Consider the following 14,898-nt stretch of genomic DNA (forward strand, 5'->3'; position numbering starts at 1 on the left):
AATGGCAGACGCAACAGCAAACGCCCCCGCCAAGAAGAAAGGCGGCGCAGTTAAAATGGTCCTGCTTTTGGTCACAGGCGCTGGTCTGGCGGCTGGTGGTTTTTTTGGCGGCAAATATTTCGCTGAATCCAGCATGAGCCCCGCCGATGAGGTGCTGCGCCTCATTGAAGAGACCAACATGCAAACCGCCGATATGGGCGAAGACGGGCCGATGAAAGTGTCCAAAGAAATGCCGGATGAGCCGGTCTTTGTGACCCAGTATTTTGAGTTCCCCGAACCGCTGACCACCAACCTGAAAGGCTCCAGCCGGTTCCTGCAGCTGGGGATTGGCCTGTCCACGCAATATGACGAGGCAGTGCTGAACAACGTGCAGAACCATGAGATGGCGCTGCGCTCGGACATTCTGGCGGTGTTGTCCACCTATACCGAGACCGATGTTGAGGGCACCGAGGGGCGCGATCGTCTGGCGGATGAGCTGCTGAGAGTGGTGAACCGCCGGCTGGAGAAGCTGGAAGGCTTCGGCGGCATCGAGAGTGTTTTCTTCCCCACCTTCGTAATGCAGTGAGGCAGGCGAATGGCCGGTACACACAAACTATCCAGTAACGAACTTGCCGAGCTTGTCGGCGGCCTGATGGATCTCGACGCCGGGGATGGCGACGAGCTGAAAGATGGTGAGATAAGTTACAAACCGTATAAGTTTGGTGAAAATAACCTGTCGCTTATGGGCGACTACTACGGTCTGCGGATGATCAACGAACGGTTCTGCCGTCTGGCACGTTCGGTGTTTCTGCCGATGTTGCGTCTGCAGCCGCGGATTTCCTCCTTCCCGCCGGAAATCAAAACCTTTGCCGATTACACCGATGAGGTGGAAAATTTCGTCTCGCTGACCACCAGCCGTATTGAAGCGCTGCGCGGCAGCCAGATGCTGGTGATCCCGCCCGATTTCATCTCAATGCTGACCAACAGCTACTACGGTGGTGAAATCGCGGTGCAGCCGATCACCCGGACGGAATTCACCGGCACCGAACAGCGCGTGATCGAACTGGTTTCTGACGGGTTGAACACCGCGCTGGCGCATTCCTGGCGCGATCTGATGCCGATCAATTTCGAACTGCAGAACCGCGAAGAAAACTTGAGCTTTGCCTCTTTCGCCGATGCTGAGGATATGGTGATCAACTGCTCTTTCATGGTGCAGCTGCCCGATACCGATCCGGCGAACTTTGATGTGATTTATCCGCTGCAGACGCTGAAGCCGATTGCCATGCAGCTGCGTTCGCGGATGCATTCTGACCTGATGGAAGAAGACCTGACCTGGCGCGAGAAGCTGGAACAGGCTGTTCTACAGGTGCCACTGGACATCACCGCCGTCCTGGCAGAGCCGCAAATGCCCCTGGGCCGTGTCAGCCAGGTGGCGGCCGGTGATGTGGTGCCGGTGGCGATGACCCCTGCCCCGAAACTCCTGGTCGAAGGCCGACCGCTGTTTGATGCCGACCTCGGTGAGGCCTCCGGCAAATCCGCCCTGAACCTGACCCGCCGTCTGGCGGAAACCAGCTCTTAAGACTGCTCGCGAAGAAGGACCTGTATGATGAGTGACGAAACCCTGATGGAAGAAACCGCTGGTCTGCCTGCCACTTCGGGCGCTGGTGTTCCCGACACCACGGATGCGGGGCTGCTGGGCGGTTTGGGTGTGCTGGATACGGTCAAGGTTCGCCTGACCGTCGAGGTGGGCCGGACCCAGATCACCATTCAGGACCTGTTGAAACTGAACGAAGGTTCGGTCGTGGAATTGGACCGTCTGGCCGGTGACCCGCTGGACATTCAGATCAACGGCACAACCATCGCCAAAGGCGAAGTTGTGGTGGTCGGTGAACGGTTTGGCATCCGTTTCGGCGACATTGTCGATCCCAAAGATCGCGTGAACATCTGATCTAACGCGATCACCCCGGGGCACACGTGTCCCAAGACATTGAAAAACCAAGGAACGGGGCCCTGCCCCGCGCCTTGTGCTATTTCATTAAAATCTGCGCCAGACTTGGCACGAAACATGCCCCTAAACGGTCAAGGTAACCGTTTAGGAGAGGCGTGTTATGGATATTGTTGCACTAGACCAGCTGCTGACCGTTGGGGGCTTTCTGGCCGTCCTGTTCGTGGCGCTCTTTGTTATTAAAACCAACAAAGGGAAACTGAAAACCAAACTGACCCAAGACCGCCGCATGGCGATCGGTGAGGTCACCGCATTGGGTCCAGACGCCCGTGCGATGCTTCTGCGCATTGATGAACAAGAGTTCCTGGTGGTCACTGCCAAACGGCAGGCCCCGGTAATCACCCCGCTGGGCAGCCAAAAATCAGGCACAGAAACCGGTCAAGAAACCGGACGCGCCGCAGACACCCCAGCCCTTGATGCCACCACTCGTGCCCGGATCGCCGCATGAAACACCTGTTCCCCGTCGTAATTGGTCTCACGGTTTTGGCGGCCTCGCCCGCTTTGGCGCAGGGGCTGCCTGCGCTGCAGATCACCAGCCCCGCTGGTGGCGAAGAGACGCAGTATTCCCTGTCGCTGCAAATTCTGGCGCTGATGACCGCGCTGACGGTGCTGCCCTCCATCGTTTTGGGGATGAGCGCCTTCACCCGGATCATCATTGTGCTATCGATCCTGCGTCAGGCCCTGGGCACCCAGCAGACCCCGCCAAACCAGGTGCTGGTCGCGATTGCACTGTTCCTTGGCTTCTTTGTCATGCAGCCGATGCTGTCGCTGGTCTATGAAACCGCCGTCGGCCCCTATCTGGATGGCAATATGGCCGCGCCTGAGGCGATGCAGAAAGCACGGGTGCTGATCTCGGGCTTTTTGATCGAAAACACCCGCCAGAACGATCTGATGATGTTCATGGATCTGTCCGGCAGCGGCCCCTACGAGAGCAACGAAGACGTGCCTTTGGCCGTCATGCTGCCCGCCTTCATCACTTCGGAACTGAAGACTGCTTTCCAGATCGGTTTCCTGCTGTTCCTGCCTTTCCTGGTGATCGACATGGTGATCGCCTCGATCCTGATGGCGCTGGGTATGATGATGCTGTCGCCGATGCTGGTGTCGCTGCCGTTCAAACTGTTGCTGTTTGTGCTGGTGGATGGCTGGGCGCTGACCATGGGCTCTCTCGTGAACTCTTTCTCCAGCGGTGTAGGAGCCTGACAAGATGGATTTTGACGCCAATATCGAACAGTTGCAGATCGCCTATTGGAAGATCCTGATGACCGCAGGCCCGGTACTGGGCGTGGCCCTTGCTGTGGGTCTGACCGTCGGCATCATTCAGGCCGCCACATCGATCAACGAAGCAACGCTGTCCTTCGTGCCGAAACTGGCCATCGTCTTGCTGACGATGGGTCTGGCCTCGGGCTTCATGCTGACCACGATGTCGGATTACTTCGTCCACATCTTCGAACTGGTCGCGAGCATGCGCTAAATGCTTGAGGATCTGATCACATACGATTCCGGGGTGCCGGGTCTGGAGCTGGCAAAGCTCATCGACCTGTCCGTCCTGTTCCTGTTTGGAATGCTGCGCGTTGGGGCCTTCCTGATGGCGGCGCCCATCTTTGGTGCGCGGTTCATTCCCCTGCAGGTGCGTATTGTGGCCTCCGTGATCCTCACTATCCCGGTGATCGCCTATGCAGAAATGCCCACGATCGAGGCGCTGACCAGCCCGGCAGGTGTCGGCATGGTAATCGGTGAATTGGCGCTGGGGGCCTCAGCGGGGCTGATCCTGATGATCTTTTTCGCCGCCGCGGTTGTCGCCGGTGACCGGATCGCCACCACGGCCGGTCTGGGCTTTGCGGCGCAGGTTGATCCCACCTCGGGCGCGACGGCACCAGTGATTTCGCAGCTGTTCTCGCTTGGTCTTCTGGTGCTGTTTTTGTCAGTGGACGGGCACCTCACGGTGCTGCGGCTGATCTTTGACAGCTATATCCACATCCCCCCCGGCACTGTTTTTGACTTCTCCGGCATTGCCCAGGCGGGCATTGCTGCGGGCGGTGAGATGTTTGCCCATGCGGCGCGTCTGATGATGCCGGTGGTTTCGGTTCTGTTGCTGGTTAACATGGGCATCGGTGTGATGACCCGTTCGGCCCCGCAATTGAATATTTTCTCTTTTGGTTTTCCGCTGACCCTCTCGGTCACCATGGTGCTGCTCTACCTGGGGGCACCGGTGCTGGGTCTGGCGATGGACAAGCTGATCGACGCTGCAATCGAAGCGTTGACGCTGATGATGACAGGAGCGGCAAATGGCTGAAGGCGGCGCTGGCGACAGTCAGGAAAAAACAGAGGAGCCAACTCCGAAGAAGAAACAGGACGCGCGACAGGAAGGCAAAGTTGTCACGTCCAAGGAGATGTTCGTTTTCGCCTCGATGCTGAGTGCGATGGTGATCCTGATGGCTGGCAGTTTCGCCGGCAAGGCGCTGGCGCGGGATTTCGCCAGCTTTTTCCGCTTTGGCGGCGCTGAAAACTTCGACAGCCTGATCCTGACCCGTCTCGAAGACTCGCTCTATCATGTTCTGGTGATTGGCATGGTGCTGGGTGTGCCGATGCTGATCGCAACCGTGGCCATGCAGGCCGCGATGGGCGGTGGCATCCTGTTCGCCACCACCAATATGAAGCCCAAGTTTTCCAAGCTGAACATCCTGTCCGGCATCAAACGCATGGTTTCGGCCAAAGCAGCGATTGAACTGCTGAAGGCAGTGATGAAGGTCACCATGCTCAGCGTTGCCGCTGGTGTGGTGCTGTGGCAATGGCTGCCAACCCTGTCCTCCACCGCCTTTATGGGGGTGGGCGAACAGTTCTCCATGCTGTCCTCGGTCTCCTATCAGGTGCTGATGGCGCTGGTTCTGGCGCTGGCCATCATCGGTGCGGTGGATCTGATCTGGCAGATCTATTCGATGAACAAACAGCTGAAGATGTCCAAGCAGGAAATCAAAGAGGAAAGCAAACAGACCCAGGGTTCGCCCGAGGTCAAAGGGGCAATCCGCCGCAAACAGATGGAGGCCGCCCAGAACGGTGCCGCCCGCCGTGCGGCACTGGATGACGTGAAAGACGCCACCGCGATCATCACCAACCCGAAACACTTCTCGGTCGCGCTGCGCTATGTGCCGGGTGAAGATGATGCGCCCACCGTGCTGGCACTGGGTGAAGGGGCGATGGCCTTCCAGATCCGTGAGCTGGCCAAAGAACATGACGTCACCATCCTGCCGGTGCCGCCGCTGGCCCGTGCGCTCTACTTCACCTCGAAAATCGGCGGTGAGATCCACCCGGGCCTTTATGCTGCGGTGGCGACCATTCTGGCCCATGTTTACCACCTGGATCAGGAACCCGATGCGGACCTGCCAGAGGTCGAGCTGACCAAAGAGTTCCAGTTCAACGAACATGGCAAGAATGCTGCATAACGAATGACACCTGCGGGCCGCACCGGCCCGCCCCCGCCAAGGAATGGAGACACAGATGATGATGCAACGACGCGAAAAAGGCGCCTATGGCCAGATGATCTCAACCCTGTGTTTTGCCGGGGTTGGCCTGTTCCTGCTGGGGGAGGTCATGGTGACGGAGGGTGATCCGCTGCGTTCGCTGGTGATGTCCTTCTGTGCGCTGCTGTCGCTGGCGGGCGCCTTGCGCTTTCAGATTGCCAAACTGGCTGACGCCCTGCCCCGCTGGCTGGGCCGTTCTGACTAACCTTCAGCCTTAGTCATCGCCCAAAGCCACCCGCCAAAAGCAAAACCGGGCGGTCCCGAGGGACCACCCGTTTCTCTTGGAGAGAGAGATTGCGCTGCGGAGATGGGGTGTTTGGGGACGGGGGCCCATCCCCGCAGACTTGGTGAAACTGGGGATGTGACCTTAGATAATCGTCTTGGTCACGGTCGGGATGAACCAGAGCCAGAACATCGTGCCGCTGGCGATATAGGGCACCAGCCACCAACCACCCATCATAGGCTTGTCCGACTTTTCTTTGTTCATCGCAGCAGGTGCAGGGAAAGATACCGGTGTTGCATCTGCCAGGGCGGCGGGCTGAAACTGGAACGACATGGGGACCTTCCTTTCGGTATCTCGTTTGCGGTTGCGATCTGACGCTGTGTTGGCGTCTGACCTCATGATTGCCCAAGGTCCGTTGTGATTGCTACGTCGCATAGGAAGAGGCCCCTGAAGAATAGGTTTGGGGTACGCCTACAAAAGTATGTAGGCGCGTAGTTAAATGTCGGTAAAATCCGGTCGTTCTCGGCCAAATTGATGCAATTTCCGGGCCAATCCGCCGCGTGAAAGCAGGAATTTCGCAGTTTTTTCGCTAATTTCTCACATTTTTTGCGATCCGCCGTTTTAGGAGATTCGCCTGCGCATTTGCCCCGGAAACCACCGGCTTACCGCTTTGCGCGGGCCCGAAACGACACCCGCAAAAATCGTAAGTTCCGCCCCGGGCAAAACTCTAGGCGCGGAACCTTTCGTTCCGATCGCGTCGCCCTGTGCTGTTTCGGAAATCTCCTACCGGGAATTGATACACTATCGCGACGGAAAGCCGCGTTTGACGACTGGCCAACACCGTAGTTTCCACGTATAGCAGCGCCCCAAGCATCTGACCGGAGGATCCTTGCTTGCTCGACCTTAGTACGCTGCGCAGCGACCTTGCCGACCATTACGATCTGGCACCCAACCCGCGGCTGGCCGACAGCATGTCGGACCTTTACGCCCGTATGGACCGGGTGGTGTCACCGCCGGAATGGGTCACCTATGCGCCCTATGTCAAAGCCATCAATGACCTGAAGGCCCAGCGCAACGCCGCCATTCTGGCCCATAACTACATGACGCCGGATATCTACCATGGGGTTTCGGATGTTGTGGGCGACAGCCTGCAGCTGGCGATTGAGGCCACGCGGGTTGAGGCGGATGTAATCGTTCAGGCCGGCGTGCACTTCATGGCCGAGACCTCCAAGATCCTGAACCCCGCCAAAACCGTTCTGATGCCGGATATGGAGGCGGGCTGCTCGCTGGCCTCCTCGATCACCCCGGCGGGCATTGCGGAAATGCGGGCGAAATACCCAGGCGCGCCAGTGGTCACCTATGTGAACACCACCGCTGAGGTCAAAGCCGCCTCAGACATTTGTTGCACCTCTTCCAACGCGGCGCAGATCGTCGCCGCGCAGGAAAGTGACACTGTCATCATGACGCCGGATCAGTATCTGGCGCAGAACGTCGCCAAACAGGTGCCCGGCAAACGCATCGTCTGGTGGGAAGGCTCCTGCATTGTGCACGAACGCTACACCGCGCAGGATCTGAAAGATTTCCGCGAATGGAACCCCGGCACCCGCATCATCGCGCACCCGGAATGCCCGCCTGATGTGGTGAATGAGGCTGACTTCTCCGGCTCCACCGCTGGCATCATTGCCTATGTGGAAAATGAACGCCCCGAAAAGGCGATGCTGGTCACCGAATGCTCCATGGCCTCCAACATCTCGGACGCCTTGCCGGATGTGGATTTTGTCGGCCCCTGCAACATGTGCCCCTTCATGAAGAAGATCTCGCTCGAGAAGATCCTTTATTCCCTGCACACAATGTCGACCCCGGTGGAGGTTGACCCCACCGTGGCCGAAGGTGCGCGGCTGGCGGTTGAGCGTATGATCGATGTCAGCCGGAAAATGGGTCTCTGATCTGAGCTGAACCATCCGGGCATCACCTGTGGGAGGGGCGTCATGACAGAAGATGTGCAAGAGGTTGAGACCAATCGCATCGTGATTGTCGGTGCGGGGCTGGCCGCGCTTTATGCGGCGCTGAACCTTGCGCCCCACCCGGTTTTGATGATCTCACCCGACCCTTTGGGCGAAGGGGCTTCTTCCGCCTGGGCACAGGGCGGCGTGGCGGCGGCGATGGGGGATCCCGACAGCCCCGACAGTCATTCCAAAGATACGCTTGCCGCAGGCGCCGGCACCGTTGATCCCGCCGTGGCCCAGCGGGTGACGCAGGAGGCGCGCGATCACATTCTGGATCTCACCCGGCGTGGCGCCCCGTTTGATCGCGACAGTGAGGGCGGCTATGTGCTGTCCCGCGAAGCGGCCCACAGCTACGCCCGTGTGGTGCGGGTCAAAGGCGATCAGGCTGGCGCCGAAATCATGCGCGCCCTGATCGCAGAGGTGATGGCGACCCCGTCAATCCAGGTGCTGGAAGGTGTGATGGCCGCAGGGCTGGGGACCGAAGGCGAGACCGTGCAGGGCGTTTGGGTTGAACCCTCAGACATGGACCGCCGCGCAGCGCCGCTGCTGATCAAAACACCCGCGGTGCTGCTGGCCGGCGGTGGCTCAGGCGGGCTTTATAAGCTGACAACCAATCCGCCCCGGATCCGGGGGCAGGTGATTGGCATGGCGGCCCGGGCCGGGGCGCAAATCGCTGACGCCGAATTTGTGCAATTTCACCCCACCGCCATCGACATGGGCGAAGATCCCGCACCCTTGGCCACCGAGGCCCTGCGCGGCGAAGGCGCGATCCTTGTGAACAAGGACGGTGAACGCTTCATGCAGGCGGTCCACCCTGACGGCGAACTGGCCCCGCGTGACGTGGTGGCCCGCGCCATCTATGCCCAAACACAGGCCGGCAAGCGCCCGGCGCTGGACACCCGCGCCGCGTTGGGGGATGCGGTCACCCGCCAGTTTCCTGCCGTAGCCGCCGCCTGTGCACGAGGTGGTATTGATCCGGTCAAGGGCACCATCCCCGTGGCCGCCGCCGCACATTACCACATGGGCGGCATCGCCACCGATCTGCAGGGCCGCGCCACGCTTGACCAGCTTTGGGCCTGTGGGGAAGCCTCCTCAACCGGGCTGCACGGCGCGAACCGCCTGGCCTCCAACGGATTGCTCGAGGCACTGGTTTTCGCCCGCATCTGCGCCCGCGATATCGCGGCGACCACCGCCCCCGAGGCTGCGGAGGAGATCACCCTCACCTTCCGCCCCGGTGGTCACGCTCCGGATCCGCAAGCGGTTGAACAGCTGCGCCAAATCATGACCGATCACGTTGGTGTGCTGCGCGACGCAACCGGGTTGCAAACCGCCCTGCGCCAGATCGCCCTGTTGGAGGGGGCGCAGCCAGATTGCCCCGCCTTCCGCAACATGACCGCCACCGCCACGCTGATCACCGCTGCGGCGCTCCTGCGTGAAGAAAGCCGCGGTGCCCATTGCCGCCTTGATTTTCCCGAAACCAACGGCAAGGTCGGCACACGCAGCCAGATGAACCTGGACGCCGCCCTGCGCCTGCGCGCCGAAATCGTGAGTGAACCGACATGAGCCAAAGCTACGCCACCCTGCCCGATCTGATTTTGGAACCGCTGGTGAAATCCGCGCTGATGGAGGATCTGGGCACCTATGGCGACATCACCACCCGCGCAGTGATCCCCGCCGATGTCACCTATACCGCGCGGCTGAACGCCCGTGCCGATGGCGTGGCCTCGGGCCTGCAGGTGGCAGCAATTGCCTTCCGTCTGGTGGATCCCAGATTGCAGATCCGCACGCTGAAACGGGATGGTGACCGGATCGCCAAAGGCGACACGCTGATGGAGATTGAAGGCGCCGCCGCCTCAATCCTATCCGGCGAACGGGTGGCGCTGAACTTTGCCGGCCGTCTGACAGGTATTGCGACCCTGACCGCCGCCTTTGTGGCGGAAACCGCTGGCACCCAGACCCGCGTCACCTGCACCCGCAAAACCACCCCCGGTCTGCGCATCGTCGAAAAACAGGCCGTGCTGCATGGTGGTGGGTTCAACCACCGTTTCAGCCTGTCTGATGCCATCCTGATCAAGGACAACCACATCGCGGCAGCCGGCGGCGTGCGCGCCGTGTTGGAGGCCACCAAAGCCCACGCCAGCCATATGGTGCGGGTGGAGATTGAGGTCGACACGCTGGCCCAGCTTGATGAGGTGCTGCGCACCGGTGGCGCCGATGTGGTGCTGCTGGACAATATGGACACCCCCACCCTGCAGGAGGCGGTGACGCTGACCGCGGGCCGGATGGTGTTGGAGGCCTCGGGCAACATGAAGCTGGAGCGGATTGCCGAGGTTGCCGCGACCGGTGTTGATTACATCTCCTCCGGGGCGCTGACCCATTCGGCGCAGACTTTGGATCTGGGGCTGGATTTCTGAGCGGCCTTCAAATCGTCTGATTTACGGGCAGTCGCCCAAAATTCAGGCAGCCAATCTTTACCCCAGTAGTTTCCGCAATGACGTCCCGCGTGCGTCATTGCCCTTCATCGCTGCAGCGCAGAAAGTCCGAGGGACCAGCCACGGATTTTCCCCGCCATGCCCAAGAACCTCACCATCATCATCGTCGAAAAGGACCGCGACCGTGCGCTTCAGATCGTCGATGGGCTGAAAGCCTCTGGCGATCATGCCATCACCGTTTTGTCCGAAGAAAGCGGGCTGGCCCGCCGGATTGCGGCGCTGGACCCGGATGTGGTGCTGATCGATATGGCCAGCCCGTCGCGCGACGCGTTGGAAGAACTGGCGCTGGCCTCTGGTCCGATGGATCGCCCCGTGGCGATGTTTGTCGATCACTCGGACGGGGCGCTGACCAAAGCCGCGATTGAGGCCGGCGTGTCCGCCTATGTAGTGAACGGGTTGCAGCAGGAACGGTTGACGCCAATTCTGGATGCGGCGATCACCCGGTTTCACATGGTCAGCCGCATGCGCAGTGAACTGGCCGCGACCCGCCGCGCCTTGGAGGAACGCAAAACCATCGACCGCGCCAAGGGTATTTTGATGAAAGCGCGCGGCGTCAGCGAGGATGAGGCCTATGCCCTATTGCGCAAGGCCGCGATGGATCAGGGCCGCAAACTGGCCGAGGTGGCCGAAGCCCTGGTCAGCACCGCGGGGCTCTTGTCATGACCTATACCCTGCCCACCGGATATATCCCGCTGACCGATGCCGCGCCGCTGATCATTGCCCGTTCCCTCGGGTTTGATGAGGAGGAAGGCCTGCATCTGGAGCTGCACCGCGCGCCCAGCTGGGCAACCTTGCGTGACTATCTGGCGCTTAGCCGGGTGGAGGCCGCGCATCTGCTGGCGCCCCTGCCCATTGCTGCGGCGCTGGGGCTTGGCGGCGCGGCGCAACCGCTTGAGGTGCTTTCGGTCCTGTCACTCAATGGCACCGTCATTGGGGTCAGTCCCGGACTGGCACATTTGATGCGCAACAACGGCTACCGCTTTGATTTTGCTGATGCATGGGCCGCCGGTGAGGCTCTGTTTGCGCTGGATCAGCCGCTGCGGGTCGGGGTGCCCTTCCCCTTCTCAATGCATGCCGAACTGCTGTTTTACTGGCTGGACGCGCTTGGCCTGCCCGCTGATCGACGCCCCACCATCCACACAGTGCCGCCGCCCCTGATGGCGGAGGCCATGGCGAAGGGTGAGATTGATGCCTTCTGCGTTGGGGAACCTTGGGGAACAATTTCGGTTGAAAACGGCGTGGGTGAACTGCTGTTGCCCGGTCAGGCCATTTGGCAGAGCGCACCCGAGAAGGTACTGGCCACCCGCCACGGCTGGGCGGACCGCCACCCTGATCTGGCCGGGCGCCTGATCCGCTGCCTGTGGCGCGCAGGTCGCTGGCTGGGGGAGGCCCAGAACATGACGACCTGCGCGGAGATCCTGTCACGGCCGGAACACCTAGGCGTGTCGCCAGACCTGATTGACCGGGCGCTGTCGGGCCGGCTGGTCGTTTCGCCCCGCGGGGAAATCCGGCAGGCGGACAGGTTTGTGGCCTTCTTCGATGGCGCGGCCACCTTCCCCTGGCAATCTCAGGCGGCCTGGATCGGCGTACAACTGGCGCGCCGCCATGGCCGCGATCCGGTGAAATCCGCGCAGGCCGCACAGGCGGTGTTCCGGGCGGACCTGCACCGTCATCATTTGTCCCAGGTGACCCGCAGCCTGCCCGGTGCCTCGGCCAAGGTTGAGGGTGCGCTCAACCACGCCAGCGCATTGGGATCGGAAAACGGGCGGCTGATTCTGCCCCCCGATTCCTTCTTCGATGGCCGCATTTTTGATCCTGAGCGGGTTGCGTGATGAAAAATCAGGCAACCCGGCGCCTGCCTTGCGGCAACGCAGAAAAAATCACTCAAATCGATTGCCGCAGTGCCGCGAAAACCACAGGATGGCAGGCAACCGGAACAATGGCGTTCCGCTAGATGGCGCTACCCTTCCTCCTCCCGATGGGGGTGGCGACTGCCAAGAGCAAAGCCGCTCGTTCTCTCTGTCCAACCTCCCAAGGACAGAGCAGACGAGCGGCTTTTTTCGTTTTGCCTCAGCCCTTTTCGGGCGGGCACCAACAGAGGACTTGATATGAAACGCACGCATTTGAAGATCGCTAGCCTGTTGGCTGCAAGTACCCTGCTGACCACCCCGGCACTGGCTGAGCTGCTGGATGTTGAAAAGGATGAGTTGAAGTTCGGCTTCATCAAACTGACCGACATGGCGCCTTTGGCGGTGGCCTATGAAAAGGGTTACTTCGAAGACGAAGGCCTGTTTGTCACGTTGGAAGCCCAGGCCAACTGGAAGGTGCTGCTGGACGGTGTGATCTCGGGCACTTTGGACGGTGCACATATGCTGGCCGGTCAGCCGCTGGCCGCCACCATCGGCTACGGAACCGAAGCACATATCATCACCCCCTTCTCGATGGATCTGAACGGCAACGGCATCACCGTGTCAAATGAGATCTGGGCCGAGATGAAACAACACATCCCCCATGATGATGCCGGCAAGCCGATCCACCCGATTTCCGCTTCGGCGTTGAAACCGGTTGTCGAGGCTTATGCCGATGACGGCAAACCGTTCAACATGGGCATGGTCTTTCCCGTGTCGACCCACAACTACGAACTGCGTTACTGGCTGGCCGCTGGCGGGCTGGAGCCGGGTTTCTATTCGCCGGAGGACGTAAGCGGCCAGATCGGCGCCGATGTCCTGCTGTCCGTGACCCCGCCGCCGCAGATGCCCGCCACGATGGAGGCTGGCACGATTTATGGTTACTGCGTGGGGGAACCGTGGAACCAGCAGGCGGTGTTCAAAGGCATCGGCGTGCCGGTCATCACCGATTATGAGCTGTGGAAGAACAACCCCGAAAAGGTCTTTGGCCTGAGCGCCGAATTCCAGCAGGAAAACCCGCAGACCACGCTGGCTATCACCAAGGCCCTGATCCGCGCCGCCATGTGGCTGGATGAAAATGACAACGCCAACCGCCCCGAAGCGGTCGAAATCCTCAGCCGTTCGGAATACGTGGGGGCGGATTATGACGTGATCGCCAATTCGATGACCGGCACCTTTGAATATGAAAAAGGTGACAAGCGTGAAGTGCCCGATTTCAACGTCTTCTTCCGCTACAACGCCACCTACCCCTACTACTCGGATGCTGTCTGGTACCTGACCCAGATGCGCCGCTGGGGCCAGATCGCCGAGCAGAAGCCGGACAGCTGGTATGATGAGGTCGCCAAATCGGTCTACAAGCCCGAGATCTATCTGGAAGCGGCCAAAATGCTGGTCGACGAAGGTCTGGCCGATGCCGCCGACTTCCCCTTTGACAGCGACGGCTACAAAGCGCCCACCCCAGCGGGCGACATCATTGACGGCATCGCCTACGACGGCCGCACGCCCAACGCCTATATCGACAGCCTGCCGATCGGCCTGAAAGGCGCGCAGAAGGTCGTGGGCAGCGACGTCCAGGGTTAACCACCCCGCCACTTCGGGCGCGGGGATCTGTCCCGCGCCCGCTTTTCCAAACCCCTCGACTTGACCGTTCCAGCCAGGATCTCTCGCCATGACTGCCATCGACCCGCAATCTCTCTCTGACGCGGAGAAAGCCGCCCGGAAAGACGCCCGACAGGCCCGTATCTTCACCCGCATCAACCGTTTGGACGGCTGGTTTCAGGTGCTGGGCCTCGCTTGGCTGACCCCGATCCTGAAAGCTGCTGCTGGTGACAATCCACGCGCCCAGATGAAAGAGGTCTGGCAGCTTCTTGGTGTGCCGCTGATCGCGATCTTTGCCTTTCTAATCGCCTGGGGCACATTGGCGCCGAAGGTGCAGACCTCACTTGGGGCCATTCCCGGTCCGGTGCAGGTCTGGGAACAGGTCGGCAATCTGCATGACGATCATCTGCGCGAACAGGACAAGGCGGCAGCCTTCTACCAGCGTCAGGATGAACGCAACGCCAAACTGATTGCGGCGGGCAAAGCCGACAAGGTGAAAAACCGCAGCTACACCGGCAAACCAACCTATTACCAGCAAATCTGGACCTCGATCAAAACCGTCTTCTTCGGCTTCCTGATCGCCACTGTTGTGGCGGTGCCCGTGGGTATCGCGGCGGGTCTGTCAAAAACCGCTAACGCCGCCGTGAACCCGCTGGTGCAGATCTTCAAGCCGGTCTCGCCCCTCGCATGGTTGCCGATCGTGACCATGGTGGTGTCGGCCGTCTACACCACCAATGACGGCATGTTTTCCAAGTCGTTCCTGATCTCGGCCATCACCGTGACGCTCTGTTCGCTGTGGCCGACGCTGATCAACACCGCGCTGGGGGTTTCCAGCATCGACAAGGACCTCGTCTCGGTCTCCAAAGTGTTGAAAATGAACACCTATACCAAGATCACCAAGCTGGTGCTGCCCTCGGCCCTGCCGCTGATCTTCACCGGTTTGCGCCTCAGCCTGGGCGTCGGCTGGATGGTGCTGATCGCCGCCGAAATGCTGGCGCAGAACCCCGGCCTTGGCAAATTTGTCTGGGATGAGTTCCAGAACGGCTCCAGCCAGTCCTTGGCCAAGATCATGGTTGCGGTCTTCACCATCGGCATCATCGGCTTCCTGCTGGATCGTGTGATGTATGCGCTGCAGTCCCTGTTCACCTTCACGAACAACCGGTGATCGA

General features: G+C 60.4%; 17 protein-coding genes. 16 read left to right on the forward strand and 1 reads right to left on the reverse strand.

Translation table 11 applies throughout. From position 1 onward, the window contains the following. Position 1: 1 nt before the first annotated feature. The 9 genes from ACORLH_RS13240 (at position 2) to ACORLH_RS13280 (ending at position 5,707) form a co-directional block, all read left to right on the forward strand. Positions 2–565 carry a flagellar basal body-associated FliL family protein gene (locus ACORLH_RS13240; RefSeq protein WP_321828863.1) on the forward strand — a complete coding sequence of 188 codons (564 nt, stop codon included), beginning with the start codon at positions 2–4 and terminating at the stop codon, positions 563–565. A 9-nt stretch (positions 566–574) separates the two neighbouring features. Further along, positions 575–1,558, forward strand: coding sequence for a flagellar motor switch protein FliM (gene fliM, locus ACORLH_RS13245; RefSeq protein WP_058242914.1), 984 nt, complete (start codon positions 575–577; stop codon positions 1,556–1,558). 24 nt (positions 1,559–1,582) lie between these two features. After that, complete coding sequence (gene fliN / locus ACORLH_RS13250; protein ID WP_321828864.1) at positions 1,583–1,927, forward strand: flagellar motor switch protein FliN; 345 nt, start codon at positions 1,583–1,585, stop codon at positions 1,925–1,927. Positions 1,928–2,087: 160 nt separating this feature from the next. Next, a complete protein-coding gene (locus ACORLH_RS13255; protein WP_321828865.1) occupies positions 2,088–2,432 on the forward strand; it encodes a flagellar assembly protein FliO in 345 nt (114 codons plus the stop codon). Next, the gene (gene fliP, locus ACORLH_RS13260; protein ID WP_321828866.1) at positions 2,429–3,184 is read left to right on the forward strand and encodes a flagellar type III secretion system pore protein FliP; all 756 of its coding nucleotides are present in this window, start codon (positions 2,429–2,431) and stop codon (positions 3,182–3,184) included. Before ACORLH_RS13255 ends, fliP begins: the two co-directional genes overlap by 4 nt. 4 nt (positions 3,185–3,188) lie before the next feature. Next, positions 3,189–3,455, forward strand: coding sequence for a flagellar biosynthesis protein FliQ (gene fliQ, locus ACORLH_RS13265; RefSeq protein WP_058242917.1), 267 nt, complete (start codon positions 3,189–3,191; stop codon positions 3,453–3,455). Further along, the gene (gene fliR / locus ACORLH_RS13270; protein ID WP_321828867.1) at positions 3,456–4,277 is read left to right on the forward strand and encodes a flagellar biosynthetic protein FliR; all 822 of its coding nucleotides are present in this window, start codon (positions 3,456–3,458) and stop codon (positions 4,275–4,277) included. Then, on the forward strand, positions 4,270–5,424 hold the full coding sequence (flhB, locus tag ACORLH_RS13275) for a flagellar biosynthesis protein FlhB (RefSeq protein WP_321828868.1): 1,155 nt from the start codon (positions 4,270–4,272) through the stop codon (positions 5,422–5,424). Before fliR ends, flhB begins: the two co-directional genes overlap by 8 nt. 55 nt (positions 5,425–5,479) lie before the next feature. Further along, a complete protein-coding gene (locus ACORLH_RS13280) occupies positions 5,480–5,707 on the forward strand; it encodes a hypothetical protein (protein WP_131727403.1) in 228 nt (75 codons plus the stop codon). Between the two features lie 162 nt (positions 5,708–5,869). On the opposite strand, the gene ACORLH_RS13285 is transcribed toward ACORLH_RS13280, so the two are convergent. After that, positions 5,870–6,058 carry a hypothetical protein gene (locus ACORLH_RS13285; RefSeq protein WP_321828869.1) on the reverse strand — a complete coding sequence of 63 codons (189 nt, stop codon included), beginning with the start codon at positions 6,056–6,058 and terminating at the stop codon, positions 5,870–5,872. 560 nt (positions 6,059–6,618) lie between these two features. On the opposite strand from ACORLH_RS13285, the gene nadA reads away from it, so the two are divergent. The 7 genes from nadA to ACORLH_RS13320 all read left to right on the forward strand — a co-directional run bounded on the left by nadA (position 6,619) and on the right by ACORLH_RS13320 (position 14,894). Continuing rightward, positions 6,619–7,671: a quinolinate synthase NadA gene (nadA, locus tag ACORLH_RS13290; protein ID WP_321828870.1), complete on the forward strand. Its 1,053-nt coding sequence runs from the start codon at positions 6,619–6,621 to the stop codon at positions 7,669–7,671. A 42-nt stretch (positions 7,672–7,713) separates the two neighbouring features. Further along, on the forward strand, positions 7,714–9,294 hold the full coding sequence (locus tag ACORLH_RS13295; RefSeq protein WP_321828871.1) for an L-aspartate oxidase: 1,581 nt from the start codon (positions 7,714–7,716) through the stop codon (positions 9,292–9,294). Continuing rightward, positions 9,291–10,145: a carboxylating nicotinate-nucleotide diphosphorylase gene (gene nadC / locus ACORLH_RS13300; protein ID WP_321828872.1), complete on the forward strand. Its 855-nt coding sequence runs from the start codon at positions 9,291–9,293 to the stop codon at positions 10,143–10,145. The genes ACORLH_RS13295 and nadC overlap by 4 nt, the downstream gene beginning before the upstream one ends. 156 nt (positions 10,146–10,301) lie before the next feature. Further along, positions 10,302–10,886, forward strand: a complete 585-nt coding sequence (locus ACORLH_RS13305) for an ANTAR domain-containing response regulator (protein ID WP_321828873.1) — start codon at positions 10,302–10,304, stop codon at positions 10,884–10,886. After that, the gene (locus ACORLH_RS13310; RefSeq protein WP_321828874.1) at positions 10,883–12,055 is read left to right on the forward strand and encodes an ABC transporter substrate-binding protein; all 1,173 of its coding nucleotides are present in this window, start codon (positions 10,883–10,885) and stop codon (positions 12,053–12,055) included. Before ACORLH_RS13305 ends, ACORLH_RS13310 begins: the two co-directional genes overlap by 4 nt. 276 nt (positions 12,056–12,331) lie before the next feature. Continuing rightward, positions 12,332–13,711: a CmpA/NrtA family ABC transporter substrate-binding protein gene (locus tag ACORLH_RS13315; RefSeq protein ID WP_321828875.1), complete on the forward strand. Its 1,380-nt coding sequence runs from the start codon at positions 12,332–12,334 to the stop codon at positions 13,709–13,711. 88 nt (positions 13,712–13,799) lie between these two features. Continuing rightward, the gene (locus ACORLH_RS13320) at positions 13,800–14,894 is read left to right on the forward strand and encodes an ABC transporter permease (protein ID WP_321828876.1); all 1,095 of its coding nucleotides are present in this window, start codon (positions 13,800–13,802) and stop codon (positions 14,892–14,894) included. The last annotated feature ends 4 nt before the right edge of the window (positions 14,895–14,898 follow it).

Source organism: Thalassovita sp. (genome assembly GCF_963691685.1).
Classification (GTDB): Bacteria; Pseudomonadota; Alphaproteobacteria; order Rhodobacterales; family Rhodobacteraceae; genus Thalassobius.

Excerpts from the sequence above, each read along its gene's own strand:
- ACORLH_RS13240 (WP_321828863.1), top strand. The coding sequence starts at position 2 with ATGGCAGACGCAACAGCAAACGCCCCCGCCAAGAAGAAAGGCGGCGCA.
- fliM (WP_058242914.1), top strand. The coding sequence starts at position 575 with ATGGCCGGTACACACAAACTATCCAGTAACGAACTTGCCGAGCTTGTC.
- fliN (WP_321828864.1), top strand. The coding sequence starts at position 1,583 with ATGATGAGTGACGAAACCCTGATGGAAGAAACCGCTGGTCTGCCTGCC.
- ACORLH_RS13255 (WP_321828865.1), top strand. The coding sequence starts at position 2,088 with ATGGATATTGTTGCACTAGACCAGCTGCTGACCGTTGGGGGCTTTCTG.
- fliP (WP_321828866.1), top strand. The coding sequence starts at position 2,429 with ATGAAACACCTGTTCCCCGTCGTAATTGGTCTCACGGTTTTGGCGGCC.
- fliQ (WP_058242917.1), top strand. The coding sequence starts at position 3,189 with ATGGATTTTGACGCCAATATCGAACAGTTGCAGATCGCCTATTGGAAG.
- fliR (WP_321828867.1), top strand. The coding sequence starts at position 3,456 with ATGCTTGAGGATCTGATCACATACGATTCCGGGGTGCCGGGTCTGGAG.
- flhB (WP_321828868.1), top strand. The coding sequence starts at position 4,270 with ATGGCTGAAGGCGGCGCTGGCGACAGTCAGGAAAAAACAGAGGAGCCA.
- ACORLH_RS13280 (WP_131727403.1), top strand. The coding sequence starts at position 5,480 with ATGATGATGCAACGACGCGAAAAAGGCGCCTATGGCCAGATGATCTCA.
- ACORLH_RS13285 (WP_321828869.1), bottom strand. The coding sequence starts at position 6,058 with ATGTCGTTCCAGTTTCAGCCCGCCGCCCTGGCAGATGCAACACCGGTA.
- ACORLH_RS13295 (WP_321828871.1), top strand. The coding sequence starts at position 7,714 with ATGACAGAAGATGTGCAAGAGGTTGAGACCAATCGCATCGTGATTGTC.
- nadC (WP_321828872.1), top strand. The coding sequence starts at position 9,291 with ATGAGCCAAAGCTACGCCACCCTGCCCGATCTGATTTTGGAACCGCTG.
- ACORLH_RS13305 (WP_321828873.1), top strand. The coding sequence starts at position 10,302 with ATGCCCAAGAACCTCACCATCATCATCGTCGAAAAGGACCGCGACCGT.
- ACORLH_RS13310 (WP_321828874.1), top strand. The coding sequence starts at position 10,883 with ATGACCTATACCCTGCCCACCGGATATATCCCGCTGACCGATGCCGCG.
- ACORLH_RS13315 (WP_321828875.1), top strand. The coding sequence starts at position 12,332 with ATGAAACGCACGCATTTGAAGATCGCTAGCCTGTTGGCTGCAAGTACC.
- ACORLH_RS13320 (WP_321828876.1), top strand. The coding sequence starts at position 13,800 with ATGACTGCCATCGACCCGCAATCTCTCTCTGACGCGGAGAAAGCCGCC.